The organism is Pseudomonas sp., assembly GCF_035512415.1.
Classification (GTDB): Bacteria; Pseudomonadota; Gammaproteobacteria; order Pseudomonadales; family Pseudomonadaceae; genus Aquipseudomonas.
Genome location: NZ_DATKDZ010000013.1, coordinates 300707 through 326226, shown reverse-complemented (window position 1 = coordinate 326226; position 25520 = coordinate 300707). Strand labels below are relative to the sequence as shown.

21 protein-coding genes are annotated in these 25520 nt (G+C 63.7%); 11 read left to right on the top strand and 10 right to left on the bottom strand.

Annotated features, from left to right (window positions below):
- Nucleotides 1-143 precede the first annotated feature (143 nt).
- The 5 genes from VMP31_RS07045 to dctM all read left to right on the top strand — a co-directional run bounded on the left by VMP31_RS07045 (nt 144) and on the right by dctM (nt 6720).
- On the top strand, nt 144-1958 hold the full coding sequence (locus tag VMP31_RS07045) for a sensor histidine kinase (RefSeq protein WP_325505466.1): 1815 nt from the start codon (nt 144-146) through the stop codon (nt 1956-1958).
- The gene (locus VMP31_RS07040) at nt 1955-3352 is read left to right on the top strand and encodes a sigma-54 dependent transcriptional regulator (protein WP_325505464.1); all 1398 of its coding nucleotides are present in this window, start codon (nt 1955-1957) and stop codon (nt 3350-3352) included. Before VMP31_RS07045 ends, VMP31_RS07040 begins: the two co-directional genes overlap by 4 nt.
- Before the next feature lie 339 nt (nt 3353-3691).
- A complete protein-coding gene (dctP, locus tag VMP31_RS07035; RefSeq protein ID WP_325505462.1) occupies nt 3692-4681 on the top strand; it encodes a C4-dicarboxylate TRAP substrate-binding protein DctP in 990 nt (329 codons plus the stop codon).
- 126 nt (nt 4682-4807) lie between these two features.
- Nucleotides 4808-5440, top strand: coding sequence for a TRAP transporter small permease (locus VMP31_RS07030; protein WP_325505460.1), 633 nt, complete (start codon nt 4808-4810; stop codon nt 5438-5440).
- The gene (gene dctM, locus VMP31_RS07025) at nt 5437-6720 is read left to right on the top strand and encodes a C4-dicarboxylate TRAP transporter large permease protein DctM (RefSeq protein WP_325505458.1); all 1284 of its coding nucleotides are present in this window, start codon (nt 5437-5439) and stop codon (nt 6718-6720) included. The genes VMP31_RS07030 and dctM overlap by 4 nt, the downstream gene beginning before the upstream one ends.
- A gap of 142 nt (nt 6721-6862) precedes the next feature.
- Here dctM and VMP31_RS07020 read toward each other — a convergent pair whose 3' ends face one another.
- Nucleotides 6863-8512, bottom strand: a complete 1650-nt coding sequence (locus tag VMP31_RS07020; protein ID WP_325505456.1) for an acyl-CoA synthetase — start codon at nt 8510-8512, stop codon at nt 6863-6865.
- 229 nt (nt 8513-8741) lie between these two features.
- Between VMP31_RS07020 and VMP31_RS07015 the strand changes: the two genes are divergently transcribed.
- Complete coding sequence (locus tag VMP31_RS07015; protein WP_325505454.1) at nt 8742-10652, top strand: beta-ketoacyl synthase; 1911 nt, start codon at nt 8742-8744, stop codon at nt 10650-10652.
- A 96-nt stretch (nt 10653-10748) separates the two neighbouring features.
- Here VMP31_RS07015 and cysQ read toward each other — a convergent pair whose 3' ends face one another.
- Entirely contained in the window at nt 10749-11573 is an 825-nt protein-coding gene (gene cysQ, locus VMP31_RS07010) for a 3'(2'),5'-bisphosphate nucleotidase CysQ (protein ID WP_325506116.1), read from the bottom strand.
- An 11-nt stretch (nt 11574-11584) separates the two neighbouring features.
- A complete protein-coding gene (gene nudE, locus VMP31_RS07005) occupies nt 11585-12151 on the bottom strand; it encodes an ADP compounds hydrolase NudE (protein ID WP_325505452.1) in 567 nt (188 codons plus the stop codon).
- Between the two features lie 135 nt (nt 12152-12286).
- Between nudE and yrfG the strand changes: the two genes are divergently transcribed.
- Entirely contained in the window at nt 12287-12949 is a 663-nt protein-coding gene (gene yrfG, locus VMP31_RS07000; RefSeq protein ID WP_325505450.1) for a GMP/IMP nucleotidase, read from the top strand.
- 76 nt (nt 12950-13025) lie between these two features.
- On the opposite strand, the gene lysM is transcribed toward yrfG, so the two are convergent.
- A complete protein-coding gene (gene lysM, locus VMP31_RS06995) occupies nt 13026-13460 on the bottom strand; it encodes a peptidoglycan-binding protein LysM (RefSeq protein ID WP_325505448.1) in 435 nt (144 codons plus the stop codon).
- Between the two features lie 411 nt (nt 13461-13871).
- Here lysM and VMP31_RS06990 point away from each other — a divergent pair, with 411 nt between their 5' ends.
- Nucleotides 13872-14303, top strand: coding sequence for a glycine zipper domain-containing protein (locus tag VMP31_RS06990; protein WP_325505446.1), 432 nt, complete (start codon nt 13872-13874; stop codon nt 14301-14303).
- A 111-nt stretch (nt 14304-14414) separates the two neighbouring features.
- Here the strand turns inward: VMP31_RS06990 and VMP31_RS06985 are convergent, their stop codons facing one another.
- The 4 genes from VMP31_RS06985 to VMP31_RS06970 all read right to left on the bottom strand — a co-directional run bounded on the left by VMP31_RS06985 (nt 14415) and on the right by VMP31_RS06970 (nt 19271).
- Nucleotides 14415-14858 (bottom strand): thioesterase family protein, encoded by a 444-nt coding sequence (locus VMP31_RS06985; RefSeq protein ID WP_325505444.1) that lies wholly within the window; start codon nt 14856-14858, stop codon nt 14415-14417.
- 161 nt (nt 14859-15019) lie between these two features.
- Nucleotides 15020-16183, bottom strand: a complete 1164-nt coding sequence (locus VMP31_RS06980; protein ID WP_325505442.1) for an iron-containing alcohol dehydrogenase — start codon at nt 16181-16183, stop codon at nt 15020-15022.
- 59 nt (nt 16184-16242) lie between these two features.
- The gene (locus VMP31_RS06975; protein ID WP_325505440.1) at nt 16243-18033 is read right to left on the bottom strand and encodes an acyl-CoA dehydrogenase C-terminal domain-containing protein; all 1791 of its coding nucleotides are present in this window, start codon (nt 18031-18033) and stop codon (nt 16243-16245) included.
- A complete protein-coding gene (locus VMP31_RS06970; RefSeq protein WP_325505439.1) occupies nt 18030-19271 on the bottom strand; it encodes a 3-hydroxyacyl-CoA dehydrogenase in 1242 nt (413 codons plus the stop codon). Before VMP31_RS06970 ends, VMP31_RS06975 begins: the two co-directional genes overlap by 4 nt.
- Before the next feature lie 240 nt (nt 19272-19511).
- Here VMP31_RS06970 and VMP31_RS06965 point away from each other — a divergent pair, with 240 nt between their 5' ends.
- From VMP31_RS06965 to VMP31_RS06955, 3 genes are all read left to right on the top strand, one after another.
- Complete coding sequence (locus tag VMP31_RS06965) at nt 19512-20411, top strand: LysR family transcriptional regulator (RefSeq protein ID WP_325505437.1); 900 nt, start codon at nt 19512-19514, stop codon at nt 20409-20411.
- A gap of 66 nt (nt 20412-20477) precedes the next feature.
- Nucleotides 20478-21122 carry a methylamine utilization protein gene (locus VMP31_RS06960; RefSeq protein ID WP_325505435.1) on the top strand — a complete coding sequence of 215 codons (645 nt, stop codon included), beginning with the start codon at nt 20478-20480 and terminating at the stop codon, nt 21120-21122.
- Entirely contained in the window at nt 21119-23476 is a 2358-nt protein-coding gene (locus VMP31_RS06955) for a putative bifunctional diguanylate cyclase/phosphodiesterase (RefSeq protein WP_325505433.1), read from the top strand. The genes VMP31_RS06960 and VMP31_RS06955 overlap by 4 nt, the downstream gene beginning before the upstream one ends.
- A 126-nt stretch (nt 23477-23602) precedes the next feature.
- Here the strand turns inward: VMP31_RS06955 and VMP31_RS06950 are convergent, their stop codons facing one another.
- On the bottom strand, nt 23603-23791 hold the full coding sequence (locus VMP31_RS06950; protein ID WP_325505431.1) for a hypothetical protein: 189 nt from the start codon (nt 23789-23791) through the stop codon (nt 23603-23605).
- Nucleotides 23792-23955: 164 nt separating this feature from the next.
- The gene (locus tag VMP31_RS06945; RefSeq protein WP_325505429.1) at nt 23956-25461 is read right to left on the bottom strand and encodes an NAD(P)/FAD-dependent oxidoreductase; all 1506 of its coding nucleotides are present in this window, start codon (nt 25459-25461) and stop codon (nt 23956-23958) included.
- Nucleotides 25462-25520 lie beyond the last annotated feature (59 nt).

Below are 25520 nucleotides of genomic sequence, written 5' to 3'. Positions count from 1 at the left end.
GCAAGCTGTCCATGCGGGCGCAACTAAGCGTTACCCTGAGTTTCCAGGGGCAGCCATACTTCTACAGTATTAACCATATCGGCAGACTTGCCCGGTTATTGCATAAGAGCCACGCTAAATAGTCCTGAGCACGAGTAACCCGCATGCCCACCGCGCTTCCCCATCCCCGTCGGCCCCGCTGGCGCAGCCTGATTCTGCTGACGCTGCTGCTGGCCCCGCTGCTGTGGCCCCTGCAGCAACTGGCCGAGCGTTATTACAGCGGCGTGCTGATCGAGCAGAACCGCCAGACCCTCGACCTCTACGTGGCCAACCTGCTCGGCACCCTGCGCCGCTACGAAGTGCTGCCGGCGATTCTTGGCGACCTGCCGGACCTGCGCCTGGCCCTGCAGCAACCCACGGCGAGCAGCGCCCGCGACAAGGCCAACCGCCTGCTCGACCAGGTGCGTGCGCAGACCGGGGCCGATGTGATCTACCTGATGGACCCCGACGGCAAGACCCTGGCGGCCTCCAACTGGGACCAGGCCGACTCCTTCGTCGACCGCAACTTCGCCTTCCGCCCCTATTTCCGCGAGGCCATCGCCGGCCGCCCAGGGCGCTTCTTCGGCCTCGGCACCACCTCGGGCAAACGCGGTTACTACTTCGCTGCCGCCGTGCGCGAAGGCACGCAGAACCTTGGCGCACTGGTGGTCAAGGTCGACCTCGACCACACCGAAACCCTGTGGGGCAACACCCCGGAACAGCTACTGGTGACCGATGCCAATGGCGTGGTGATCCTCACCTCCAACAGCCAGTGGCGCTTTACCGCCAGCCGCCCGCTGGACGCCGCCGAGCGCACGGCGATTGCCGCCAACCTGCCCTACCCGACCCAGGCACCGGTGCCTCTGCAGCTCGATGCCCAGAGCTGGATCCGCCAGGACCGCGAGCTGACGGAAACCGGCTGGACGGTGAGCATCCTGGCTCCGCGCAGCCTGCTCGACCGCCCGGTGCGCACCGCCCTGGTCGCCGGTGGCGGCCTGCTGTTGCTGTTGCTGTTGCTGCTCGGCCTGCTGATGCAACGCCGCCGCCACTACCTCGAGCGCATCGCCCTGGATGCCCGCGCCCGCCAGCAGCTTGAGCTAAGGGTGCTGGAACGCACCCACGATCTGGAGCTGCTTAACAGCCGCCTCAAGCAGGAGGTGCTGGAGCGCGAACAGGCTCAGCAGGAGCTGGTCCAGGCCCAGGACGAACTGGTTCAGGCCAGCAAGCTTTCGGCCCTAGGCACCATGAGCGCGAGCATCAGCCATGAACTCAACCAGCCCCTGGCGGCGATTCGCAGCTATGCCGACAACGCCGGCGTGCTGCTCGACCACCAGCGCAACGAGGACGTGCGCGCCAACCTCAAGCTGATCAGCCAGCTGACCGAACGCATGGCCTCGATCATCGCCCACTTGCGCGCCTTCGCCCGGCGCGACCGCCACGCCCCGGAAAGCGTGGCCCTGCAGCCGGCCATCGACGATGCCCTGGCGCTGCTGGCCAAACGTCGGAGAGGCATGGAGGTGGAGCTGATCCGCGACCTGCCGGATGCCACCCTGTGGGTCCAGGCCGGGGAAACCCGTTTGCGCCAGGTGCTCGGCAACCTGCTGGCCAATGCCCTCGATGCCTTGAGCGAAGTGCCCCACCCGCGGCGCATCTGGCTGAGCGCCGAGCGCCATGCCGAGGGCATCGATTTGCACCTGCGCGACAACGGCCCGGGCTTTTCCGCCGATGCGCTGCAACGCGCCCGCGAACCCTTCTTTACGACCAAGACCAGCGCCCAGGGCCTGGGCCTTGGTCTGGCCATTTGCGATACCCTGATGCGCGCCCTCGGCGGCGAACTGCTGTTCGCCAACCACGCCGAGGGTGGAGCCGTGCTGACCCTGCGTCTGCGCGCTGCCGCCCAGGGTGTCAATACCCAGTCGCCCGAGGACCTTGCGTTATGACCCGCCTAGACCCACGCACCCAGGTGCTGCTGATTGACGACGACCCGCACCTGCGCCAGGCCCTCAGCCAGACCCTCGACCTGGCCGGCCTGCAGGTCACCAGCCTGGGCGATGCCCGTGGCGTCGCCGGGGTCATCGAGCGCGACTGGCCGGGGGTGGTGGTCAGCGATATCCGTATGCCCGGCATCGACGGCCTGCAACTGCTGGAGCAATTGCAGCAGCAGGACCCTGAGCTGCCGGTACTGCTGATCACCGGCCACGGCGATGTGCCCCTGGCGGTGCAGGCCATGCGCGCCGGGGCCTATGACTTTCTCGAGAAACCCTTTGCCAGCGAGGACCTGCTCGACAGCGTGCGCCGCGCCCTGGCCCTGCGCCGCCTGGTGCTGGACAACCGCAGCCTGCGTCTGGCCCTGACCGACCGCAACACCCTGTCCGCGCGCCTGGTCGGCCAGTCGCCGGCCATGCTGCGTCTGCGCGAGCAGATCGGGGCCCTGGCCGGGATCAACAGCGACGTGCTGATCCTCGGCGAGACCGGGGCCGGCAAGGAGGTGGTGGCGCGTGCCCTGCACGACCTATCGAGCCGCCGCGACGGCCCCTTCGTCGCCATTAACGCCGGAGCTCTGGCCGAGTCGGTGGTGGAAAGCGAGCTGTTCGGCCACGAGCCCGGAGCCTTTACCGGGGCGCAGAAGCGCCGCATCGGCAAGTTCGAATTCGCCAACGGCGGCACCCTGTTTCTCGATGAAATCGAAAGCATGAGCCTGGAGGTGCAGGTCAAGCTGCTGCGTCTGTTGCAGGAGCGGGTGGTCGAACGCCTCGGCGGCAACCAGCTGATCCCCCTGGATATCCGCGTGATCGCCGCCACCAAGGAAGACCTGCGCCAGGCCGCTGACCAGGGCCGCTTTCGCGCCGACCTGTATTACCGCCTGAACGTCGCGCCGCTGCGCATCCCGCCGCTACGCGAGCGCGGCGAAGATGCCCTGCTGCTGTTCCAGCACTTCGCCACCGCCGCCAGCAGCCGCCACGGCCTGCCTGAACGCAACCTGCAGGCTACGCAAAGCGCGGCCCTGCTGCGCCACCCCTGGCCGGGCAATGTGCGCGAACTGCAGAACGCCGCCGAACGCTTTGCCCTGGGCCTGGATCTGGACCTGGATGTCGAGCTGCAGGCCCAGGGCGAGTCGTCACCCTCGGCGGAAGAGCTCGCCGGCAACCTCAGCGCCCAGGTGGAAGCCTTCGAACGCAGCCTGATCTGCGCCGAACTGAGCCGCTCGCACAGTTCCCTGCGCAGCCTGGCCGAGGCCCTCGGCGTGCCGCGCAAGACCCTGCACGACAAATTGCGCAAGCACGGCCTGAGCTTCGCCGAAACTGGCGGAAGCTCGCCAGAGCACAGCCGCTAACTGGCGGCTTTCCGCCACAAACCCCGAATAACGCGCCGCCTGCGGGCGGCCGCACGCCCCAGCCTGTGCCGTCACCATCCAGGCCAATACGGCCAAGGCGCGCCCTAGAGCCGCGCAGCGCACCACTGAGCAAGCAATTTCGCTACGCCAGCACAGGCTGGCATGGTGGTTGCTCTACCTCTTGCAGGCGATCCAACAAATACAAGTTCAGGCAATCGCTGCCAACGCCCGTCATTTTTCGGCAGGCCGCCTAGACTTGCTCTTGTTCGCCCGTTCTACAGCGGTACGCGCATCACGCGCCACTCAAAACAAAATAAGCAAAACAAGAGGAAGCACTCCATGTTCAAACTGACTGCCAAGGCGCTGGCTTGCGCCCTGTCGCTGAGCATCGCCGGCATGGCCCAGGCCGCCGACCCGATCGTGATCAAGTTCTCCCACGTTGTGGCCGACCACACCCCTAAAGGCCAAGGTGCCGCACTGTTCAAGAAGCTCGCCGAAGAGCGTCTGGGCGACAAGGTCAAGGTCGAGGTGTACTCCAACTCCTCACTGTTCGGTGACGGCAAGGAAATGGAAGCGCTGTTGCTCGGTGACGTGCAGCTGATCGCCCCGTCCCTGGCCAAGTTCGAGCAGTACACCAAGCAGATCCAGGTATTCGACCTGCCGTTCCTGTTCCAGGACATGGCCGCTGTCGACCGCTTCCAGCAGAGCCCTGAAGGTCAGTCCCTGCTGAAATCCATGGAAGACAAGAACATCACCGGCCTAGCCTACTGGCACAACGGCCTCAAGCAGCTGTCGGCCAACAAGGCACTGCGTGAGCCGAAAGACGCCCGTGGCCTGAAGTTCCGCGTACAGGCTTCCGCCGTACTGGAAGAGCAGTTCAAGGCCGTCAAAGCCAACCCGCGCAAAATGAGCTTCGCCGAGGTTTACCAGGGCCTGCAGACTGGCGTTGTAAACGGTGCCGAGAACCCCTACTCGAACATCTACAGCCAGAAAATGCATGAAGTGCAGAAGTTCATCACCGAATCCAACCACGGTGTTCTGGACTACATGCTGATCACCAACACCAAGTTCTGGAACAGCCTGCCTGCCGATGTACGCAGCGAGCTGGACAAGATCGTCGTGGAAGTGACCGCCGAAGTGAACAAGCAGGCTGACGCCCTCAACGAAGGCGACAAGCAGCGCATCATCGAAGCCAAAACCAGCGAAATCATCACCCTGACCCCTGAGCAGCGTAATGAATGGCGCGACGCCATGAAGCCGGTCTGGAGCAAGTTCGAAGCCGAAATCGGTGCCGACCTGATCAAGGCTGCCGACGCTGCCAACCAGTAAGGCGGAGCAGGCTGCGGCCTGAGCCCAACCACAGCGCAGCCTTGCTGCTGCGCCACTGGCTGAATACCCAGGCAGGCCTTGCGGTCTGCCCGGGTACGCCGCTCTTAACCACTGGAGACTCTATCGATGAACGCCTTGCGGCGCGTCTGGGACCACTTCGAGGAAGGCTTTATCGCTTTCCTGCTGGCCGCCATGACGCTGGTGACCTTCGTCTACGTGATCCTCAACAACCTCTACACGCTGTTCTATAACCTGGCAGATCGCTGGGAAGGCGGCAGTGAGATGTTATTCGCCATTGGCGACAGCATTCTCGGCATGGCCCAGGCAATGACCTGGAGCATTGCCCTGACCAAGGCGCTTTTCGCCTGGTTGATCTTTTTCGGCCTGGCCTACGGTGTGCGCACCGCCGGGCATATCGGCGTCGACGCCCTGGTGAAACTGGCCAGCAAACCGGTACAACGGGTTATCGGCCTGATCGCCTGCCTGGCCTGCCTGGGCTACGCCGGCTTGATCAGCGTGGCCAGCTTCGACTGGATGCGCACCCTGTTCACCGCCGGTATCGGGGCTGAAGACCTCGGCCACTACGGCATCATGCAATGGCATATCACCCTGATCGTGCCGTTCGGCTACGCCATGGTCTTTATCCGTTTTCTGGAAGTCTTCATCCGCATCCTGCGCAATCAGCAGACCGGCCTCGGCCTGGCCGATGAAGCGGCCGAAGCGATGAAACTGACCGAACACGAGGAGCACAAGCCATGACCATCCTGTTCCTCTTCTTCCTGCTGTTCCTGCTGATGTTTATCGGCGTGCCGATTGCCGTTTCCCTCGGCCTGGCCGGCTCGGTAACCATCATGCTGTTCAGCCCGGACTCGGTCCGTTCGCTGGCGATCAAGCTGTTTGAAACCAGCGAGCACTACACCCTGCTGGCGATCCCGTTCTTCCTCCTGTCCGGGGCCTTTATGACCACCGGCGGCGTGGCCCAGCGCCTGATCGATTTCGCCAACGCCTGCGTCGGCCATATCCGTGGCGGCCTGGCGATTTCCGCGGTGATGGCCTGCATGCTGTTTGCTGCGCTGTCCGGCTCCTCGCCAGCCACCGTGGCTGCGGTGGGCTCGATTGCCATCGCCGGCATGGTGCGCTCCGGTTATCCGCAGGCCTTCGGTGCCGGTATCGTGTGTAACGCCGGTACCCTGGGCATTCTGATTCCGCCGTCGATCGTGATGGTGGTGTACGCCGCAGCGACCGAGCAGTCGGTCGGCAAGCTGTTTATGGCCGGCGTGGTGCCGGGCCTGCTGCTGGGTGTGGCATTGATGGTGGCGATCTATATCGTCGCGCGGAAGATGAACCTGCCGGCCATGCCACGGGCCAGCCTGCGCCAGCTGCTGAGCACCGCGCGCAAGGCGATCTGGGGCCTGCTGCTGATGGTGATCATCCTCGGCGGCATCTACTCGGGCATGTTCACCCCGACCGAAGCAGCCGCTGTAGCGGCGGTGTACGCCGGTTTCGTGGCGCTGTTCGTGTACAAGGACATGACAATCCGCGAGTGCCCCAAGGTGCTGCTGGACTCCGGCAAGCTGACCATCATGCTGATGTTCATCATCGCCAACGCCATGCTCTTCGCCCACGTACTGACCACCGAGCAGATTCCCCAGACCATCACCGCCATGGTGATCGAGATGGGCCTGCAGCCTTGGCAGTTCCTCCTGGTGGTGAACATCGTGCTGCTGATCGCCGGTGCCTTTATGGAGCCGTCGGCGATCATCCTGATCCTCGCACCGATCCTCTTCCCGATTGCCGTGCAGCTGGGCATCGACCCGATCCACCTGGGCATCATCATGGTGGTGAACATGGAAATCGGGCTGATCACGCCGCCGGTAGGGCTCAACCTGTTCGTCACCTCGGCGGTGACCGGTATGCCGCTCACCGCAGTGGTCAAGGCCGCCTGGCCGTGGCTGATGCTGCTGCTCAGCTTCCTGATGATCATCACCTACGTGCCGGCCGTGTCCATGGCCCTGCCAACCTGGCTCGGCATGACCTGATCCAACTCCGTGTGTAGCAACGCACACCTTCAGCCCGGCCTTAGTGCCGGGCTTTTTTTTGCATCTGTACCCGTTTTGCGGCTTACGCTGATCAGTCCCCTCGCCCCTGTGGGAAGAGGGTTAGGGTGAGGGGGCGATAGAGCTACGCCACCTTGCCGCTGGCCGCGATAGCCTTGGCCTGTTCGCGCAGGACAAACTTCTGCACCTTGCCGGTGGAGGTTTTCGGCAGCGCGGTAGAGACCACGCAACCCGGCACCTTGAAGCGCGCCATGCGCTGCTGGCAGAAGGCGATCACCTCCTGCTCGGTCAGCTCGACGCCCGGCTTGGGGGTGACGAAGGCGCAGGGGGTTTCGCCCCATTTGTCGTGGGCCATGGCCACCACCGCCGCTTCGAGTATCTGCGGATGGCGATACAGCACATCTTCCACCTCGATGGAGGAGATGTTCTCACCGCCGGAGATGATGATGTCCTTGCTGCGGTCCTTGATCTCGACATAGCCGTCGGCATGCCACACCGCCAGGTCGCCGGAGTGGAACCAGCCGCCGGCAAAGGCTTCGGCGGTGGCCGAAGGGTTCTTCAGGTAGCCCTTCATCACCACGTTGCCGCGCATAAAGATTTCACCGATGGTCTGGCCGTCTTTCGGCACCGGCTGCAGGGTATCCGGGTCGGCCACCATCAAGCCGTCAAGCAGCGGTGCACGCACGCCCTGACGGGATTTGAGGCGGGCGCGCTGCTCCGGCGTTTCGCTGTCCCATTCGCTCTTCCACTCACAGGCCACGCTGGGGCCGTAGGTTTCGGTCAGGCCGTAGACGTGGGTAACACGGAACTCCAGTGCTTCCATGGCCTCGATCACCGCCGCGGGTGGCGCGGCACCGGCGGTCAGTACCTTGACCGGGCGGGTCTTTAGCGCCTTCAGCTCAGCGGCGGCATTGGCCAGCATATTCAGCACGATGGGCGCGCCGCAGAAGTGGTCGACGCCATGCTCGGCGATGGCCGGGTAGATGGCCTCGGCGCGCACATGGCGCAGGCACACATTGACCCCGACATAGGCGGCCAGGGCCCAGGGGAAGCACCAGCCGTTGCAGTGGAACATCGGCAGGGTCCAGAGGTACACCGGGAAGCGGCTCATGTCCCAGCACATGGCATTGGACAGGGCATTGAGGTGCGCGCCGCGGTGGTGGTAGACCACGCCCTTGGGGTTACCGGTGGTGCCGGAGGTGTAGTTGAGCGAGATCGCCTGCCACTCGTCGGCGGGCATCTGCCAGGCATAGTCGGCATCGCCTTCGGCGAGCAGGGTTTCGTAATCGAACTGGCCGATCAGTTGGCCGTCCTGATATTCCGGGTCGTCGATGCCTATGATCAGCGGGCGATTGGGTAAATGGCTGGTGGCGCGCTGCACCAGCTCGCCGAACTCCTTGTCCACCAGCAGCACCTTGGCTTCGCCGTGCTGCAGGATAAAGGCGATGGCTTCGGCATCCAGACGGGTGTTGATGGCATTGAGGACTGCGCCGCACATCGGCACGCCGAAGTGCGCCTCGAACATCGCCGGGCCGTTGGGGGCGATCACCGCCACCGTATCGCCCAGGCCGATACCGCGTTTGGCCAGGGCCGAAGCCAGGCGGATGCAGCGGCTGTAGGTGTCGCCCCAGTTCTGCCGCAGGCCGCCGTTGATCAGCGCCAGGCGCTGCGGGTAGACGCTGGCGGCGCGCTCAAGAAAGCTCAGCGGGCTAAGCGCCTGGAAGTTAGCCGCGTCACGCGGCATGCCGTATTCATAGGGATTGACGCTGTGCATTATTGTTCTCCGGCAAAAGGCTGGAGAAACCATAGCAGCCGTGGGGTTTTACCGAAGCCCTACCTTGGTCGAAACCGTGACTCACAGGTCAGAAATCACGTCAGCATAGGCACCCAAGGAACCCTGCCGCGCGGTATCAGCGGCGCCTTTCCTGCACAGAAACCACCACGGCAAGTCTTTATCGCGTTATCTGCGCTTGCCCGGCGACATCTTCAGAAGGAGTTTTCGAGTGACCTCACGTCTACCTGTGATCGTTGGTTTTGGTGGCTACAACGCGGCCGGGCGCAGCTCCTTTCACCATGGCTTCCGCCGCACCGTGATCGAATCGATGGACAGCGCCGCGCGCCAGCAGACCCTGGCCGGCCTGGCGGTGATGATGAAGCTGATCCAGGTGGTCGATGGCAGCCATTACGATGACGAGGGCAAGGCCCTGAGCCTGGCCGAGATCGACAGCCGCTTCGCCGAGCAGATCCTCGCCTCGACCCTGGTGCGGCGCATCGAAAAACAGCACCTGGACCCCGACGCCGCCCACTGGCAGAAGACCATCGATATCAGCGCCACCGCCGGTCACCCGCTGAGCTTTATCACCCTGCGCAAGCACCTGCCCGACCCGCTGCCCAGCGACTGGACGGTGGACGAGCTGAACGCCAGCGAAGTGCTGGTGACCCTGCACGACAACTGCGAATTCAAGGTCGACAGCTACCGCGCCCTGCCGGTGAAATCCGCCGGCCAGCTGCCCACCGGCTTCGAGCCGAGCGAGCTGTACAACGCCCGCTTCCACCCGCGCGGCCTGGCCATGACCATAGTCGGCGTGACCGACGCCCTGCGCGCCACCGGCATCGACTGGCAGGCCATCATGCAGCGCGTGGCCCCGGACGAAGTGGCGGTATTCGCCGGCAGCATCATGAGCCAGCTCGACGAAAACGGTTTCGGCGGCCTGATGCAGTCGCGCCTCAAGGGCGGCCGGGTTACCGCCAAGCAGTTGGCCCTGGGCCTCAACACCATGCCGGCGGACTTTATCAACGCCTATGTGTTGGGCAGCGTCGGCACCACCGGCAGCATCACCGGTGCCTGCGCCACCTTCCTCTACAACCTGCAGAAGGGCATCGAGCTGATCGCCTCGGGCAAGGCGCGGGTGGCCATCGTCGGCAACAGCGAAGCACCGATCAACCAGGAATGCATCGAGGGTTACGGGGCCATGGGTGCCCTGGCCACCGAAGATGGCCTACGGCAGATCGAAGGCAAGGAGGCGGTGGACTTCCGCCGTGCCAGCCGCCCGTTTGGCGACAACTGCGGCTTTACCCTGGCCGAGGCCTGCCAGTTCGTGGTGCTGATGGACGACGCCCTGGCCCTGGAGCTGGGCGCGGATATCCACGGTGCGGTACCGGACGTATTTATCAACGCCGATGGTTTCAAGAAATCCATTTCCGCCCCCGGCCCGGGCAACTACCTGACCGTGGCCAAGGCCGTGGCCAGCGCCGTGCAACTGCTGGGGATCGACGCGGTGCGCGAGCGCAGCTTCGTCCACGCCCACGGCTCCAGCACCCCGGCCAACCGGGTGACCGAGTCGGAAATCCTCGACCGTATCGCCAGCGCCTTTGCCATCGAGCAGTGGCCGGTCACCGCGGTAAAAGCCTTTGTCGGCCACTCCCTGGCCACCGCCAGCGGCGACCAGGTGATCTCCGCCTTGGGCAGCTTCAAATACGGCATCATCCCGGGCATCAAGACCATCGATGAAGTGGCAGACGACGTGCACCAGCAGCACCTAAGCTTCGCCACCCGCGACCGTACCCGCGCCCCGGAGCAGCTGGACCTGTGCGTTATCAACTCCAAGGGTTTTGGCGGCAATAACGCCAGCGCGCTGCTGCTAGCACCCCATGTGGTCGAGAAGATGCTGCGCAAGCGCCATGGCGAAACAGCCTTTGCCGCCTACTTGCAGCGCCGCGAAGCCACCCGCGCCGCCGCCCAGGCCTACGACGCCCAGGCCCTGCTGGGGGATCTGGGGATCATCTACAACTTCGGCAACGACCTGATCGACGACAAGGGTATCGAAATCAGCCGCGAGCAGATCAAGGTGCCGGGCTTCGCCCAGCCACTGGTGTTCAAGAAGGACGAGCGCTACGGCGATATGCTCGAGTAAGCCGAGCCGCCGTTGCATCTGTAGGAGCGGGCTTGCCCGCGATCAAGCTCAAAACCCATCGCGGCCAAGGCCGCTCCTACGGTTCAATGCACTGGGTCAATCCAGCGCGCGAGCCAGCTGAATCAACTCGGCGCGCCATTCGGCGGCAGCGGGCAGGGCCAGAAAGGACGGGTTAAGCAGGGATTCGCGCGCCTTATAGCCCAGCACCTCCCCCTTGAGATCGAGCACCTCGCCGCCCGCACCTTCCAGCACGCCCTGGGCGGCGGCAGTGTCCCACTGCGAAGTCGGGGCCAGGCGCGGGTAGCAATCGGCATTGCCTTCGGCCAGCAGGCAAAACTTCAGCGAGCTGCCGACGCTGGCCAGTTGCAGGTCGCCGAAGCGTTCGCTCAGGCCTGTCAGCAAGGCCTCCTGGGCCGGGCTGGAATGGCGACGACTGGCCACCAGGGTGAAGGCGTCTTCCGGGGCCAGGCGCACGCTGATCGCCGCGCTGACACCCGCCGCATCGGCGCGCCAGGCCCCGAGGCCAGCACCGCCGTAATAGCAGCGACCATTGGCCGGAATGCCGACCACGCCGAACACCACGCGGCCGTCTTCGATCAGCGCCACATTGACGGTGAACTCCTCACTGCCAGCGATAAATTCCTTGGTGCCGTCCAGCGGATCAACCAGCCACCAGCGGTGCCACTGGGCGCGTTCGCTCAGGGCGATATCCGCGGCCTCCTCGGACAGTACCGGGATGCTCGGGTCGAGGGCGGTCAGGCCGGCGTCGAGAATATGATGGGCGGCCATATCGGCGGCGGTTACCGGCGAGGCGTCGGCCTTTTCGTGCACCAGCACATCGTTGCGCCAGTGCGGCAGGATGGCGGCACCGGCCTGGCGCACCAGTTCGATAACTGCGGGAATCAGCGGATGGCCGCTCATATGGGGATGGCTCACAGGCTAAAGGCTCCACGCTGGATCAAAAGGTCGCGGGCCAGATAGAGCGCCGCCAGGGCACGGCCTTCGCTGAATTGCGGGTGCTGGATCAGACTCGACAGCTCGCGCAGGTTGACCTTGTCGACGCGCATCGGCTCGGGCTCATCGCCCGGCAAGCGCTCCTCGAACAGGTCCCAGGCCAGTACCACCTGAATTTTCTGGCTCATATAACCCGGCGACAGACTCAGCTCGGTCAGGTACTCCAGCTGCCGCGCACCGAAACCGGCCTCCTCCTTGAGTTCGCGGTTGGCCGCCACCAGAGCATCCTCGCCCGGCTCGATCAAGCCCTTGGGCAGCGACAGCTGGTAGTCGTCAGTGCCGCCGCAGTACTCCTCCACCAGCAAGGCATGCTCGGCATCGGCCATGGCCACCACCATCACCGCACCATAGCCCACGCCCTTGCCCACCAGTCGCTCGTAGGTGCGCTCCACGCCGTTGCTGAAGCGCAGCTGCAGCTCCTCGACACGGAACAGGCGACTGCTGGCGACTATCTCGCGAGCGAGTACGGTGGGTTTCTGACGCATGGGGCGGCTCCTTGGCATGACCTGGCGGGTTATCATAACGCGGCTTTTCCGATTATCTGCGGCTGAGATTGCGCAATAGCGACGATAACGCGACCACGCGCGACAGCCTGCACAACCTGCCATCAAGAAGCCGCCATGCCCCCATTACCCTGGAACGCCATCGACACCGTCCTGCTGGATATGGACGGCACCCTGCTCGACCTGCACTTCGACAACCACTTCTGGTTACAGCACCTGCCCCAGCGCTATGCCGAGCACCATGGCATCAGCCGGGCGCTGGCCGACGCCGAGCTGCTACCGCTGTTCCGCGAACACGCCGGCACGCTCAACTGGTACTGCACGGATTTCTGGAGCCGCGAGCTGAAGTTGTCGATCCGCGACCTCAAGCGTGAAGTGGCGCATCTGATCGCCCTGCGCCCAGACGCCGACACCTTTATCCAAGCCCTGCGCCAAGCCGGCAAGCAGGTGGTCCTGATCACCAACGCGCACCGCGATTCGCTGTCGCTAAAGCTGGAGCGCATCGAACTGGCACCTTACTTCGACCGACTGATCAGTTCCCACGACTATGGCTTCCCCAAGGAAGACCAGCAGTTCTGGCATGCCCTGCAACTGGACTGTCCGTTTACTCCGGCGCGCAGCCTGTTTATCGATGACAGCCTGCCGATCCTGCGCAGCGCCGGACGCTTTGGCGTCGGCCACCTGCTCGCCGTGCGCCAGCCCGATAGCCAGGCGGCACCGAAGGACACCGAGGAATTTGCTGCGGTGGAGGATTACCGCGAACTGTTGCAAGGCCTGTAGGGTGGAAAACCGCGAAGCGTTTTCCACCTGTGGCTGCCGAAGGCCATTCTGGCGGATGTAAAAAGCGACATCCGCCCTACGGAATACGCAGCACCTGGCCCGGATAGATCTTGTCCGGGTGGCTGAGCATCGGTTTGTTGGCTTCGAAGATTTTCGGGTAGGCATTGGCATTGCCGTATTCGGCCTTGGCAATCGCGCTCAGGGTGTCGCCCTTCTTCACGGTGACAAAGCGCGCCGCCGGAGCTGGGGTGGTCACGCTGATATGGTCTTCCACTTCGGCCACACCGGCCACATTGCCCAGGGCCAAGAGGATTTTCTCCTTCTCTTCCTGGCTGGCCACTTCGCCGCGGACGATGACCTTCTCACCCTCGACGCTGACCTGGATATTCGGATTGCCCAACCCCACCTTGGCCACATGCGCCGTAAGCGACTCGGCGGCCTGCGCCTCCTGACCAACCAGCGACTCCCAGAGTTTGACCCCGGCTTCTTTGACAAAGGCGAACATGCTCATGCAAAACCCTCTTCATTCGATGGCTAGGAGCCTGTCGGGCTTGACCGTTCGTAGCGAGGGAAAGTCCGTGGTCCGACAATTCGGATCGAGTCAGTTTTGTTGGTCTTTCGAGGCGAATAGCGAGCTATTTAACGAGAAAGAGCAGCAAAAATGGCCGAGGCCGGTTTTTCCGCAGTAGAACAGCGTTAAGTCCGACAGGCTCCTAGGTCCAGGTCGACAATCGCCTGGCTGCGAAGAGTCTAGACAGTCTTTGCTGCGGCATAGTTTCCGCCCCTGCAAAGGCCCCTACGCTGCAAGCACATTGGCGAATCCGTGACAGCGCGCACAGTTACACTACGGGAGAAGGAACTTTTCCCGCCCATCATGGCTCTAAGCCTTCACAAATCCGTTTCTGTTGTCGAGGTTTGCCCTATGCGTACTCTTTTATCTGCACTGACCCTCAGCGTATTGCTGAGCCCCCTGGCCCATGCCGGCGATACCGGCAAAGTTGCCATCGGCAGCGGCGTTGGCGGAGCCTTGGGCAACGTGATTGGCCAGCAGGTTGGCGGTAGCACCGGGGCGGCCATTGGTGCCGGTCTGGGCGGCGCAGCCGGCGGCGTGGTTACCGCCCGCGACGGCCGCAAGACCGAAGCCGCCCTGGGTGGCGGTCTGGGTGCCGCAGGCGGCTCGGTGCTGGGTGGCCACGTTGGCGGCAGCACCGGTTCGACCATCGGTGCCGGCCTGGGCGGTGCAGCCGGTGGTGCACTGGCCAATGAATACGCAGGCGGCAGCGAGCGTGACCGCGGCCACTACCATGGCAAAAAGCACAAGAAACACAAAAAGAACAAACACAGGCACCACTGAGTACCGTGAGCAAAAAGCCGCTAATTAGCGGCTTTTTGTTTATGTGGGAGGGGCTGGGCGGTACCCCGCTTTACGCGACTGCAGCGTAGAAGCTCGCCGCTAAAGCGCCTCCTACACAGCCGGCTCCATCAGCAGCACCGTCAACGCCGCCCGCAGGTTCTCGGGAATGCTCACCGGCCGGTTACTGCTGCGGTCGACGAAGACATGCACAAAGCGCCCGGCCGCGCAGGCCTCGTCTTCCTCCGCCTTGAACACCGCCAGCTCATACTGCACCGAACTATTGCCCAGCTTGCCGACGCGCAGGCCGATCTCGATGCGCTCAGGGAAGGCGATAGAGGCGAAGTAATCGCAGCTGGAGCTGACCACAAAGCCCACCACCTCGCCGTTATGGATATCCAGGCCGCCAACTTCGATTAAGTAGGTGTTCACCGCGCTGTCGAAGAAGCTGTAATAGGTAACGTTGTTTACGTGGCCGTAGACGTCGTTGTCATGCCAGCGGGTGGTGATCGGCTGGAAATGCCGGTAATCGCTGCGCAGGTGTTGGGGTTGGTTCATCGGCATTCCTTGAAGTTAGCGGGAAACACAAGCATCCCTGCTTTTGTAGGAGCGGCTGGGCGGCACTCCGGCTTGCCCGCGAATTTCCGTGGCACCTTGACTGCCAATCGCGGCCAAGGCCGCTCCTACAAGTCGAGAACGCTTACAGATACCAAACGGCTTCAATAGGCCACCTGATAGATGGCCAGTGCATGGGCCTCGGTCATTTCTCGCGGGTTGTTCACCAACAGGCGCTGTTGCTGCATGGCGTCGCTGGCCAGGGTCGGCAGCATAGCTTGCGGCACACCGGCATCACGCAGGCGCGTCGGTAGGCCGCTGCGCACACTGAAGTCGGCCATAGCGCCGATAAACTGCTCGGCCTGCTGCAATACGCCACCAGCGCGCAACTGCTCGCCCAGCACCAGCGGGGCCAGCTCGGCATACAGCGGCGCGGCCACGCTGGCGTTGAAGCCCAGCACATGCGGCAGTACCAGGGCATTGGACAGGCCGTGGGGAATATGGAAATGCCCGCCCAAGGGATAGGCCAGGGCATGCACCGCTGCCACCGGGGCATTGGCAAACGCCTGACCGGCCAGGCAGGAGCCCAACAACATGGCCTGACGCGCCTCGCGATCAGATCCGTCATGCACCACCTTATCCAGATTGGCCGCCAGCAGGCGCAGTGCTTCGCGGGCCAGCAGGTCGGACAACGGGTTCTTTTTCAGTGCGCTGGTGTAGGCCTCGATGGCATGCACCATGGCGTCGATACCGGTGGCGGCGGTGACCGCTGGCGGCAGGCCGAGGGTCAGCTCGGCATCGAGCAGCGCCAGGTCCGGCAGCAGCAGCGGCGAGACCACGCCCATCTTGGTGGTTGCACCGGTGGTGATAATGGAGATCTGCGTGACTTCCGAACCGGTGCCGGCGGTGGTCGGAACCAGAATCAGCGGCAGGCGCTGACCCCGGGCATTGCCGACGCCATAGATCTGCGCCAACGCCTGAGCGCAGTCAGGATGGGCCAGTAGCGCTACCAGCTTGGCCACATCCATCGAACTGCCGCCGCCAAAGCCGATGATCAGCTGCGCCTTGAGCGCCAGGGCCTGCTCCACTGCCGCCAGTAAAATATCCTCGGGTGGGTCGGCGACCACCTGATCGAATACCTCGACCGTCAGCTCCGTGCGGGCAAACCCTGGCAGCACCTCGTCCAGCAGGCCGAGCTTGCTGATGCCCGGATCGGTGACGATCAGTACCCGCTGCGCGCCGCGCTCGCGACACAGATCGGCCAGACGCCGGGACGCGCCGATTTCGCAGAGAATCTGCGCGGTGGTGGCAAAGCTAAAGGGCAGCATGGGGTGATCCTCTTGTGTGTTCGGCACAATTCGGTGCGCGCGGCGCACCCTACGCAGATTCAGAAGGCGAAACTCGCCTCATCCATGGCCATCAAGCAGTTTGCACCACCCAGCAGGGACTCGCGGTGGGCACTGGCCCGCGGCAACACCCGACGCAGGTAGAAGTCGGCTGACTGCAGCTTGGCCTGATAGAACGCTGCCTCGCCGCTACCCGCCTCCAGGGCATCCTGCGCCCGCGCCGCCGCCTGCAGCCAGAAGCCGGCCAGCAACACATAGGCTGAATACTGGAGGAAATCCACCGACACCGCGCCAATTTCCTGCACATCGCGCTGGCTGGCGGCAATCACTTCGCTGCTCAGCTCGCGCCACTCGCCCAGACGCGCCTGCACCGTTTTAGCCAGCGCGACCAGGGTCGGGCAGCCAGCCTGGGTATCACACAGCTCGCTGAATTCGGCCTGCAACGCCGACAGTTCGGCACCGCCGTCGCCGAGCACCTTGCGGCGGATATAGTCCAGCGCCTGAATGCCGTTGGTGCCTTCATAAAGTTGGGTAATGCGGCTGTCGCGCATCAGCTGCTCGATGCCCCATTCGCGGATAAAGCCGTGACCGCCATACACCTGCACCGCATGGCTGGCGACTTCCTGGCCCATATCGGTAAAGAAGGCTTTGACGATCGGGATCAGCAGCGCCGCGCGTTTGCCGGCGGCCTTGCGTGCGCTTGCGTCCGGATGACCGTGCTCAAGATCGAGCTGGCGCGCGCAGTAGGCCGCGAGCATGCGACTGCCTTCGACCAGGCTCTTCTGGGTCAGCAACATGCGTCGCACATCGGGGTGATTGATGATCGGATCGGCCGCCTTGCCCGGCTCGGCCGGCCCGCTGAGGGCGCGCGACTGCAAGCGCTCGCGGGCGTAACGCAGGGCACCCTGAAAGGCCGCCTCGCCTATCCCTAAGCCCTGCAAACCAACCTGAAAGCGCGCATCGTTCATCATGGTAAACATGCAGGCCAGGCCCTGGTTGGCTTCGCCGATCAGCCAGCCAGTGGCGCCGTCAAAGTTCATCACGCAGGTGGACGCACCCTTGATGCCCATCTTGTGCTCGATGGCACCGCAGGACAGCGCATTGCGCTCACCAGGCGTGCCGTCGGCCGCGGCGATAAATTTCGGCACCAGCAGCAGGCTGATGCCCTTCACCCCCGCAGGCGCATCCGGCAGACGCGCCAGTACCAGGTGAATAATGTTCTCAGACAGATCCTGCTCGCCGCCGCTGATAAAAATCTTGCTACCGCTGACCTTGTAGCTGCCGTCCGCTTGCGGCTCGGCCTTGGTGCGCAGCAGCGCCAGGTCGGTGCCGGCCTGGGGTTCGGTCAGGCACATGGTGCCGGCCCATTGGCCACTAACCAGCTTGTGCAAGTAGGTGTTTTTCAGCGATTCGCTGCCGTGCTTGTACAGCGCCAGCACCGCACCCTCGGTCAGCCCGGAATACACCCGGAACGACAGCGAAGCACCCATCAGCATCTCGTGGAAGTTGCAGGCGAGCATCTGCGGCAGCGCCTGGCCGCCGTACTCACTCGGCCCGGTCATGCTCGCCCAGCCGTTGTCGACATATTGCTGATAGGCCTCGGCAAAGCCGTCCGGGGTGCTCACCTGGCCATCGCTGAGCTGGCAACCCTGCTCGTCGCTATTGCGATTCAGCGGTGCCACCACCTCGGCGGCGTAGCGCGCGCCCTCTTCCAGCACGCCGTCAATCAGCTCGCGGTCGAGACCATTGCCGAGCAGTTCGCAGTGGCCGCTGATATCGAACAGTTCGTGCAGCACAAAGCGCATATCGCGCAGCGGGGCCTGGTAGCTCATACCCGGCCCTCCTGTACATCAACAAAGCGCTGGCCGCTGCTGGCCAGTTTTTCAATCAGTGCCGCCGGCTGCCAGTGCTTGCCGAAGTGCGCCTGCAGGTTTTGCAAACGCTTGAGGATATCCGCCGCACCCTGGCTATCGGCCCAGGTCATCGGCCCGCCCTTGTCGGCCGGGAAGCCATAGCCATTGAGATAGACCAGATCGATGTCGTGGCTATTGGCGGCGATATTCTCTTCAAGGATTTTCGCGCCCTCGTTGACCAGCGCCAGCAGGCAGCGTTCGAGAATTTCCTCGGGGCCAATCTCGCGGCGGACAAAACCCAGCTGCTCGGATACCTGCAGCACCAGCGCATCCACCTCCGGGTCATGCTCGGCCTGGCGGCTGCCCTCGGCGTAGCGGTAATAACCCATACCCACCTTCTGGCCAAAACGGCCGAGGCCACAGAGGCGATTGTCCACCTGCACCGCCGGATCATCCTGGCCCTTGCCGGCCAGCTCGCGGGCGCGCCACTCCAGATCGATGCCGACCACGTCGTACATACGGAACGGGCCCATGGCGAAGCCAAAACCCTGCAGCGCGGCGTCGACCTGATGCGGATAGGCACCTTCAAGCAGCAACATGCGCGCCTCGCGTACATAGGTGTGGAGCATGCGATTGCCGATAAAACCGTCGCAGTTACCCGCCACCACGCTGACCTTGCCGATACGCTGGCCCAGGGCCACAGCCGCGTCCAGCACCGCAGGGGCGGTATGCGCACCGCGAACGATTTCCAGCAGCTTCATGATGTGCGCCGGGCTGAAGAAGTGCAGACCCAGCACCTGCTCGGGGCGTTTGGTCACGGCGGCAATCGCGTCGATATCCAGCGCCGAAGTGTTGCTGGCGAGAATAGCCCCCGGCTTCAGGGTGGCGTCGAGCGTGCGGAAGATCTGCTGCTTGAGCTCCAGGTTCTCGTACACCGCCTCGATCACCAGATCGGCGTCGGCCAGCGCGGCATATTCGCCCACCGGGGTGACGCAGGCCAGGCGCGCGGCCGACTGCTCTTCGCTGATACGACCCAGTTTGACGTTATGCGCGTTGGTCTGCGCCACCACGGTTATGGCCTGTTCGAGCATCTGCGGGTTGTTGTCCAGCCACAGCACCTGAATGCCGGCGTTGGCCAGGCTCATCACGATACCGCGGCCCATGGTGCCCGCGCCGATTACGGCGGCCTGCTGAACGGTAAAAGCGGAGTGGTTCATCGAGGGTCCTCTGGCTGGAGAATAAATGGGCATGACGCCTGATCGCTATTTCTGTAGGAGCGGGCCATGCCCGCGATTCGCGGCCACGGGACTAGGCGTCCCCGCCGCTCCTACAAAAGACCGCGCGTGCGCACGCGCCATTCAGCACGAACCCATCCAGGCGAAGAAAATTCGCCCACCACCATAAGCAAGGCGTTACTATTTTTGAAATTTAGTCTTGTGATAAGTCGTATTCAGCCAGTGAATATCTCAACCTTCGACCTCAACCTGCTGCGCGTGTTCGATGCGCTGATGCGCGAGCAGAACGTCTCCCGCGCGGCCGAACGTCTTTCGCTCAGTCAGCCGGCGGTGAGCAACGCCCTCAATCGCCTGCGCGTACTGCTCGACGACCCGCTGCTGGTACGGGTTGGCCGCAGCATGCAGCCGACACCGCGAGCCCAGGCGCTGGAAACGCCGATCCGCGCCGCCCTGCAGCAGATTGAGCAGAGCCTTAGCGCCGGTGAAGTGTTCGACCCGGCCAGCAGCCGTCAGCACTTCAGCATCGCCGTCACCGACTACGTCGAGCTGATCTGCATGCCGCGCCTGCTCAAACAGCTCAGCCAGCAGGCACCTGGCATGCGCATCGACATCCGCCACCTGAGCCCCAGCCTGCCGGCCGAGGCGCTGGACAAGGGTGAGCTGGACCTGGTGCTGGGGCGCTTCGAGGAAATCCCCGCGCGCTTTGCCCGCCAGCACTGGATGAGCGAAACCCTGCAACTGGCGCTGCGCCGCGATCATCCCCTAGTCAGTGGGCCCATGGACCTGCCGACCTTTCTACAGCTGCGCCATCTCTGGGTGCATGGCGGTCAGACCCGCGGCATGGTCGACCAGTGGCTGGGCGAACAGGGCCTGTGCCGGGAAATTCTCTACACCACGCCCAACTACCTGCAGGCCGCGCATATCGTCGCCAGCAGTGAACTGGCCGCCGTGCTACCGACCCAGCTGGCGCGCCACTTCGCCAGCCTGCTGCCGCTGCAACTGTTCGAGCTGCCGTTCGCCCTGGGGCCGTTTCATCTGGAAATCGTCAGCCTGGCCCAACGCCAGCGCGACCCGGCGCTGCACTGGCTGATCGAACAGATCCTGCAGATCGCCCAGCACTGATCGCCCGTAATGGGGCAAGCCTTCCTATACTGACGGCTACTGTCGTGCAGTCTTGGGGAATCGATAATGCTGAAATCGGCTTTGGCGCTGCTGCTGGCGCTGCTGGGCACACTGGCGCAGGCCGCGAACCTGGAGATCGAGCTACTCGATAACCGGGGCAAACCGCTCAGCGACGCGGTGTTCTGGGTCGAACCGGGGGCGACGCAAACTCAGCCCACCACTGCGCTGATGGACCAGAAAAAACGCCAGTTCACCCCCTATATCCTGCCGGTGCAGGTGGGCACCACGGTGAGCTTTCCCAACTCCGACCCGATCAACCACCACGTTTACTCCTTCTCGCCGGCCAAACGCTTCGAACTGCGCCTGCACCAGCAGAAGGCCGCGCCGCAGGAGCTACGTTTCGACCAGCCCGGCCTGGTGACCCTGGGCTGCAATATCCATGACTGGATGCTCGGATTTATCCTGGTACTCGACAGTCCCTGGTTCGCCCAGACCGACAAACAGGGCAAAGCCCGCCTGCAGTTCGATGCCGCTGCCGGGCAAACCCTGCACCTCTGGCACCCGCGTATCGCCGAGCCGGAGGAGGCCATGAGTCGAGCCGTGCCAACCGACGGCGCACTGACCTGGCAACTCACCAGCAAGCTGAAACGCGACCCGCGGCCGAAAGCGCCAGTCATGCGCCCCCAGGGTAAAGGCGGCTACGTGCCATGACCCTGCGCAGCAAGATTCTCGGCTTCTTTCTGCTGCTGTTGCTGGCGGTAATGGTGCTGCTCCTGGCGCTGGTCTACCGCTCCACCTATCAGCACACCCTGAGCCAGGTGGCCGGGCAGTTGAATTTCGCCCACGCGGTGCTGAGTAACGAGCTGCAGAGCCGCCGTCAGGCGCAAAGCGCCATGGCCGACCTGCTCGCCAAGGACTTTACCTTGCTCGGTGAAATCGCCGATCTGATCGCCAGCCCGCAGCAGGAGGCGCAGTCGCTGTCCGCCGCACTGGAATCCTTCGCCTCGCGCAGCCAGGCCAGCTTTGCCCTGGTCAGCGCGCCGCAGGGGTTGATTCTGGCCGGCACCAGCGGCGAACTGCTGCCCGGTGCCCCATTGCCTTGGGGTGATCTGCTGGATAAAAACGACCCGCAAAGCGCCGAACGCCTGGTGGTGTTTGGCGAACGGGTGCTGCATATCAACGCCACGCCGATCTTCGCCCCGCGCCCCAACCTGATGGGCTGGCTGCTGATGGCCTTCGAACTGGACGACCAGGCCACCGCGCACCTGGCCCGCCTCAGCGGGGCCGATGTCGCCCTGCTCGACGGCAACCCGGGCAGCTACCGGATCCTGGCCAGCAACCTGGCAACGCTGCCGCGGGCCGAACTGGCCAACCAGCAACTACCCGACGACCAGGGGGTGTTCCGCTTCGAGCTGCAGGCGCTTGAGCAGGTCGCCCTGCGCGCCCCGCTAAGTGGCACCAGCGGCGGCCTGCAGGTGCTGCTGATGCGCTCGCTGTCCGCCGAGTTGGCCGATTACCAGCCGCTGCAATGGCAGCTGGCAACCATCTTCGCCATCGCCCTGCTGCTGGCCGGCCTCGGCGCGCTGTGGATCGCCAATACGGTCAGCCGCCCACTAAGCCAGATGGTCGACAACGTGCGGCGCATCGCCAGCGGCGATTATCAGGTACCGATGGCGACGCAAGCCAGTGGCGAAGTCGGCCTGCTCGCCCGCGAATTCGTCGCCATGCAGCAAGGCATCGCCGAACGCGAAACCACCATCAGCTTTCTCGCCTACCGCGACCCGCTGACCGAGCTGGCCAACCGCAACCGCTTTGTCGCCGAGCTGCAACAGGCCATCGCCCAGGCATCGGGTGGCGAAGGCGTGGCGGTATTGTTGATGGACCTGGACAACTTCAAGGACCTTAACGACACCCTCGGCCACGAGGCCGGCGACCAGCTGCTCTGTCAGCTCGCCGAGCGCCTGCAGGCCCTGCTGCGCCCAGGCGAGCAGCTGGCGCGCCTGGGTGGCGACGAATTTGCACTGCTGATTGCCCGCTGCCAGCCGGGCCAGGTCATCCCCGCCGCCGAGCATTACCGCGCCGCCCTGCGCGAGCCCTTCGCCGTGCGCGGCATCAGCATGACCCTCAACGCCACCCTGGGCATCGCCCTGTATCCGGACCACGGTGAAAGCGCCGGCAGCCTGCTGCAGCACGCCGAAGTGGCGATGTACCTGGGCAAGGCACAGCGTTCGCCCTACGCCCTCTACCGCCCGGAACTGGATCGCCACAGCCTGCTGCGCCTGGCCCTGATGAGCGAGCTGAAAGGTGCGGTGGAAGATGGCCAGCTCAGCCTGTACTTTCAGCCCAAACTGAATATCCGCGCGCGCAGCCTGTATGGCGTGGAATGCCTGGTGCGCTGGATTCACCCGGTACACGGCTTTATCCCGCCGGACGAATTTATCCCTCTGGCCGAACAGACCGGCAACGTCTGCGCCCTGACCCGCTGGGTGGTACGCACTGCAGTGGCGCAGAGCCGCGCCTGGCAGGAGCAGGGCCTGGACCTGAAGACCGCGATCAACGTCTCGGCACTGGACCTGGCCGATGCGCAGTTTGCCAGCTTTATTGCCGCCCAGCTGGCCGAGCATGGCGTCGCGCCGGGCAGCCTGGTGGTAGAAATCACCGAGAGCGCAGTGATGGCCGACCCGGAGCTGGCCATGGGCCAATTGCAGCAGCTGTGCGAACTGGGCGTGCAGCTGTCGATCGACGACTACGGCACCGGCTACTCGAGCATGGCCCAACTCAAACGCCTGCCGGTGCATGAGTTGAAAATCGACAAATCCTTCGTCCAGGACCTGCTAAGCAACCCCGATGACGACATCATCGTCCGTTCGACCATCGAACTGGGGCACAACATGGGCCTGAAGATAGTCGCCGAAGGGGTGGAAACCGAGGCCATTCTCGAACGCCTGGACCAACTCGGCTGCGATATCGCCCAGGGCTACCTGCTGAGCAAACCGCTACCGCCAGCGGCCTTTGCCGACTGGCTGAGCGCCACCCACTGGGGCCTACCGCAACGCTCAGGCTAAGCCCGCGCGGTCGTAACAGCGCGCGATGAGGTGCCCAGCGCTGCGCAATACCCGCTAACAAAACGAAAAAAGGCCCCGGCCGATTGACAGACAACCGGCCGGGGCCTCGGGGAACTCTGGGAAGGCTTAGAGCATGCTTTCGCTGATCAACATGCCATGCCTGACCTGACAGGTCTTCTGGCCGAATTGCAGCTTGAGAGGGTTGCGCGCGGCGATAACCCAGCCCTGGCCGAGCATGTGCTCGATATGCGCACGCAACGCCGGCAGGTGGCGCTGCTCTTCCTGCCCTGCATCCTTTCTGCTCGCTAGTAGCACGATAGAGTCCTTTCTTCTTTGTAGTTGCAAAAAATACGCGGTGCAGGCTCTTGCCTGATCATCCGTGATGCCCGGACAAGGATAGTGGCCTAGTGCCGCATATGAAAGCGGCAACCTGTCCGCGCGCTGTAGCCGATAGCCGTCAAAGCACTATGGCGTTTGGCTTACACCAGCCTTTCGGTGCTAGCACCAACGGCCGCGGCCTGGGGGCTGCTCTGGGACGAGGTGAATTCCAGGTAGCCATCCTCGATCTTGCCGTAACGCAGCAGGGCCAGGTCGAGCAGGTAGTTCTGGTAGAGCTTCCACGGTGCACGGTCGCCCTGCGTGGGAATCTTGTCGGCGGCGCGCTTGATATAGCCGCTGGCCAGGTCGAGAAAGGGTGCATCCTTGATCTCGCGCCGGCTATCGCGCGGGGTGCACTGGCGCATGCCGATGGCGTCCATATGCTGGATCAGGCGGCAGAAGTACTCGCTGGAAAGGTCGGCCTTGAGGGTCCAGCTGGCATTGGTATAACCCAGCACCACGGCGGCATTGGGCAGATCGCGCAGCATGATGCCGCGATAACCCATGCTCTTGGCCGCATCGAAGGGCACGCCATCCACCGCCACCTGCATGCCGCCAAACAACTGCAGCTCCAGGCCGGTGGCGCTGATGATCACATCCGCCGGCAGCACCTGGCCGGACTTCAGGCGGATGCCCTTGGCGGTAAAGCCGTCGATATGCTCAGTGACCACCGAGGCCTTGCCCTTGCGCAGCACCTTGAACAGATCGCCATTGGGTACCGCGCACACCCGCTCATCCCAGGGTTTGTAGCGCGGGCTGAAGTGGCGCATATCAAAATTCGCCCCCAACTGGCGCTTGGCCAGGCCGAGCAGCGCCTTGCGCACCAGCCTGGGAAAGGCCTTGGAAAGCTTGTAGAAACCCAGCTGGATAGCCACGTTACGCGTACGCGCCAGGCGATAGACCCAGGTTTCTGGAAGGAAACGGCGCAGCGCATTGGAGATCGAATCTTCCTGCGGCAGGCTCACCACATAGGTCGGCGAGCGTTGCAGCATGGTCACGTGCTTGGCCTTGTCGGTCATCGCTGGTACCAGAGTCACCGCTGTCGCGCCGCTGCCGATCACCACCACAGTCTTGTCGCTGTAATCGAAGTTTTCCGGCCACAGCTGCGGGTGAATAAACTCGCCCTGGAACTGCTCGCGGCCTTTGAATTCCGGGGTGTAACCCGCCTCGTAACGGTAATAACCGGTGCACATCAGCAGGTGCTGGCAGCTCAGCTTGATCGGCTCGGCGTCCTCTCCGCGCTGCACTTGCAGGGTCCAGCTGGCGCGCTCGCTGCACCAGTCGGCCTTGAGCACCTTGTGCTGAAAACGGATATGTTCCTGAATGCCATTTTCCTGCGCGGTTTCTTCGATATAACTGCGGATCGACGGCCCGTCGGCAATCGCCAGCGGGTTGGTCCAGGGTTTGAAGTTGTAGCCGAGGGTAAACATGTCCGAATCGGAACGAATACCCGGATAGCGGAACAGATCCCAGGTACCGCCCAGCGCCGCACGACCTTCGAGGATGGCGAAGCGTTTGCCGGGGCAATGCTTCATCAGGTGATAGGCCGCACCGATGCCGGACAGGCCGGCACCAATGATCAAGACGTCCAGATGCTCGGCAGACATGGGGGGTTCCTCAGGCTTCTTCTTATTGGGTGCAGACCGACGCGTAGCGCCGCCAGATT

Excerpts from the sequence above, each read along its gene's own strand:
- VMP31_RS07045 (WP_325505466.1), top strand. The coding sequence starts at position 144 with ATGCCCACCGCGCTTCCCCATCCCCGTCGGCCCCGCTGGCGCAGCCTG.
- VMP31_RS07040 (WP_325505464.1), top strand. The coding sequence starts at position 1,955 with ATGACCCGCCTAGACCCACGCACCCAGGTGCTGCTGATTGACGACGAC.
- dctP (WP_325505462.1), top strand. The coding sequence starts at position 3,692 with ATGTTCAAACTGACTGCCAAGGCGCTGGCTTGCGCCCTGTCGCTGAGC.
- VMP31_RS07030 (WP_325505460.1), top strand. The coding sequence starts at position 4,808 with ATGAACGCCTTGCGGCGCGTCTGGGACCACTTCGAGGAAGGCTTTATC.
- dctM (WP_325505458.1), top strand. The coding sequence starts at position 5,437 with ATGACCATCCTGTTCCTCTTCTTCCTGCTGTTCCTGCTGATGTTTATC.
- VMP31_RS07020 (WP_325505456.1), bottom strand. The coding sequence starts at position 8,512 with ATGCACAGCGTCAATCCCTATGAATACGGCATGCCGCGTGACGCGGCT.
- cysQ (WP_325506116.1), bottom strand. The coding sequence starts at position 11,573 with ATGAGCGGCCATCCGCTGATTCCCGCAGTTATCGAACTGGTGCGCCAG.
- nudE (WP_325505452.1), bottom strand. The coding sequence starts at position 12,151 with ATGCGTCAGAAACCCACCGTACTCGCTCGCGAGATAGTCGCCAGCAGT.
- yrfG (WP_325505450.1), top strand. The coding sequence starts at position 12,287 with ATGCCCCCATTACCCTGGAACGCCATCGACACCGTCCTGCTGGATATG.
- lysM (WP_325505448.1), bottom strand. The coding sequence starts at position 13,460 with ATGAGCATGTTCGCCTTTGTCAAAGAAGCCGGGGTCAAACTCTGGGAG.
- VMP31_RS06990 (WP_325505446.1), top strand. The coding sequence starts at position 13,872 with ATGCGTACTCTTTTATCTGCACTGACCCTCAGCGTATTGCTGAGCCCC.
- VMP31_RS06985 (WP_325505444.1), bottom strand. The coding sequence starts at position 14,858 with ATGAACCAACCCCAACACCTGCGCAGCGATTACCGGCATTTCCAGCCG.
- VMP31_RS06980 (WP_325505442.1), bottom strand. The coding sequence starts at position 16,183 with ATGCTGCCCTTTAGCTTTGCCACCACCGCGCAGATTCTCTGCGAAATC.
- VMP31_RS06975 (WP_325505440.1), bottom strand. The coding sequence starts at position 18,033 with ATGAGCTACCAGGCCCCGCTGCGCGATATGCGCTTTGTGCTGCACGAA.
- VMP31_RS06970 (WP_325505439.1), bottom strand. The coding sequence starts at position 19,271 with ATGAACCACTCCGCTTTTACCGTTCAGCAGGCCGCCGTAATCGGCGCG.
- VMP31_RS06960 (WP_325505435.1), top strand. The coding sequence starts at position 20,478 with ATGCTGAAATCGGCTTTGGCGCTGCTGCTGGCGCTGCTGGGCACACTG.
- VMP31_RS06955 (WP_325505433.1), top strand. The coding sequence starts at position 21,119 with ATGACCCTGCGCAGCAAGATTCTCGGCTTCTTTCTGCTGCTGTTGCTG.
- VMP31_RS06945 (WP_325505429.1), bottom strand. The coding sequence starts at position 25,461 with ATGTCTGCCGAGCATCTGGACGTCTTGATCATTGGTGCCGGCCTGTCC.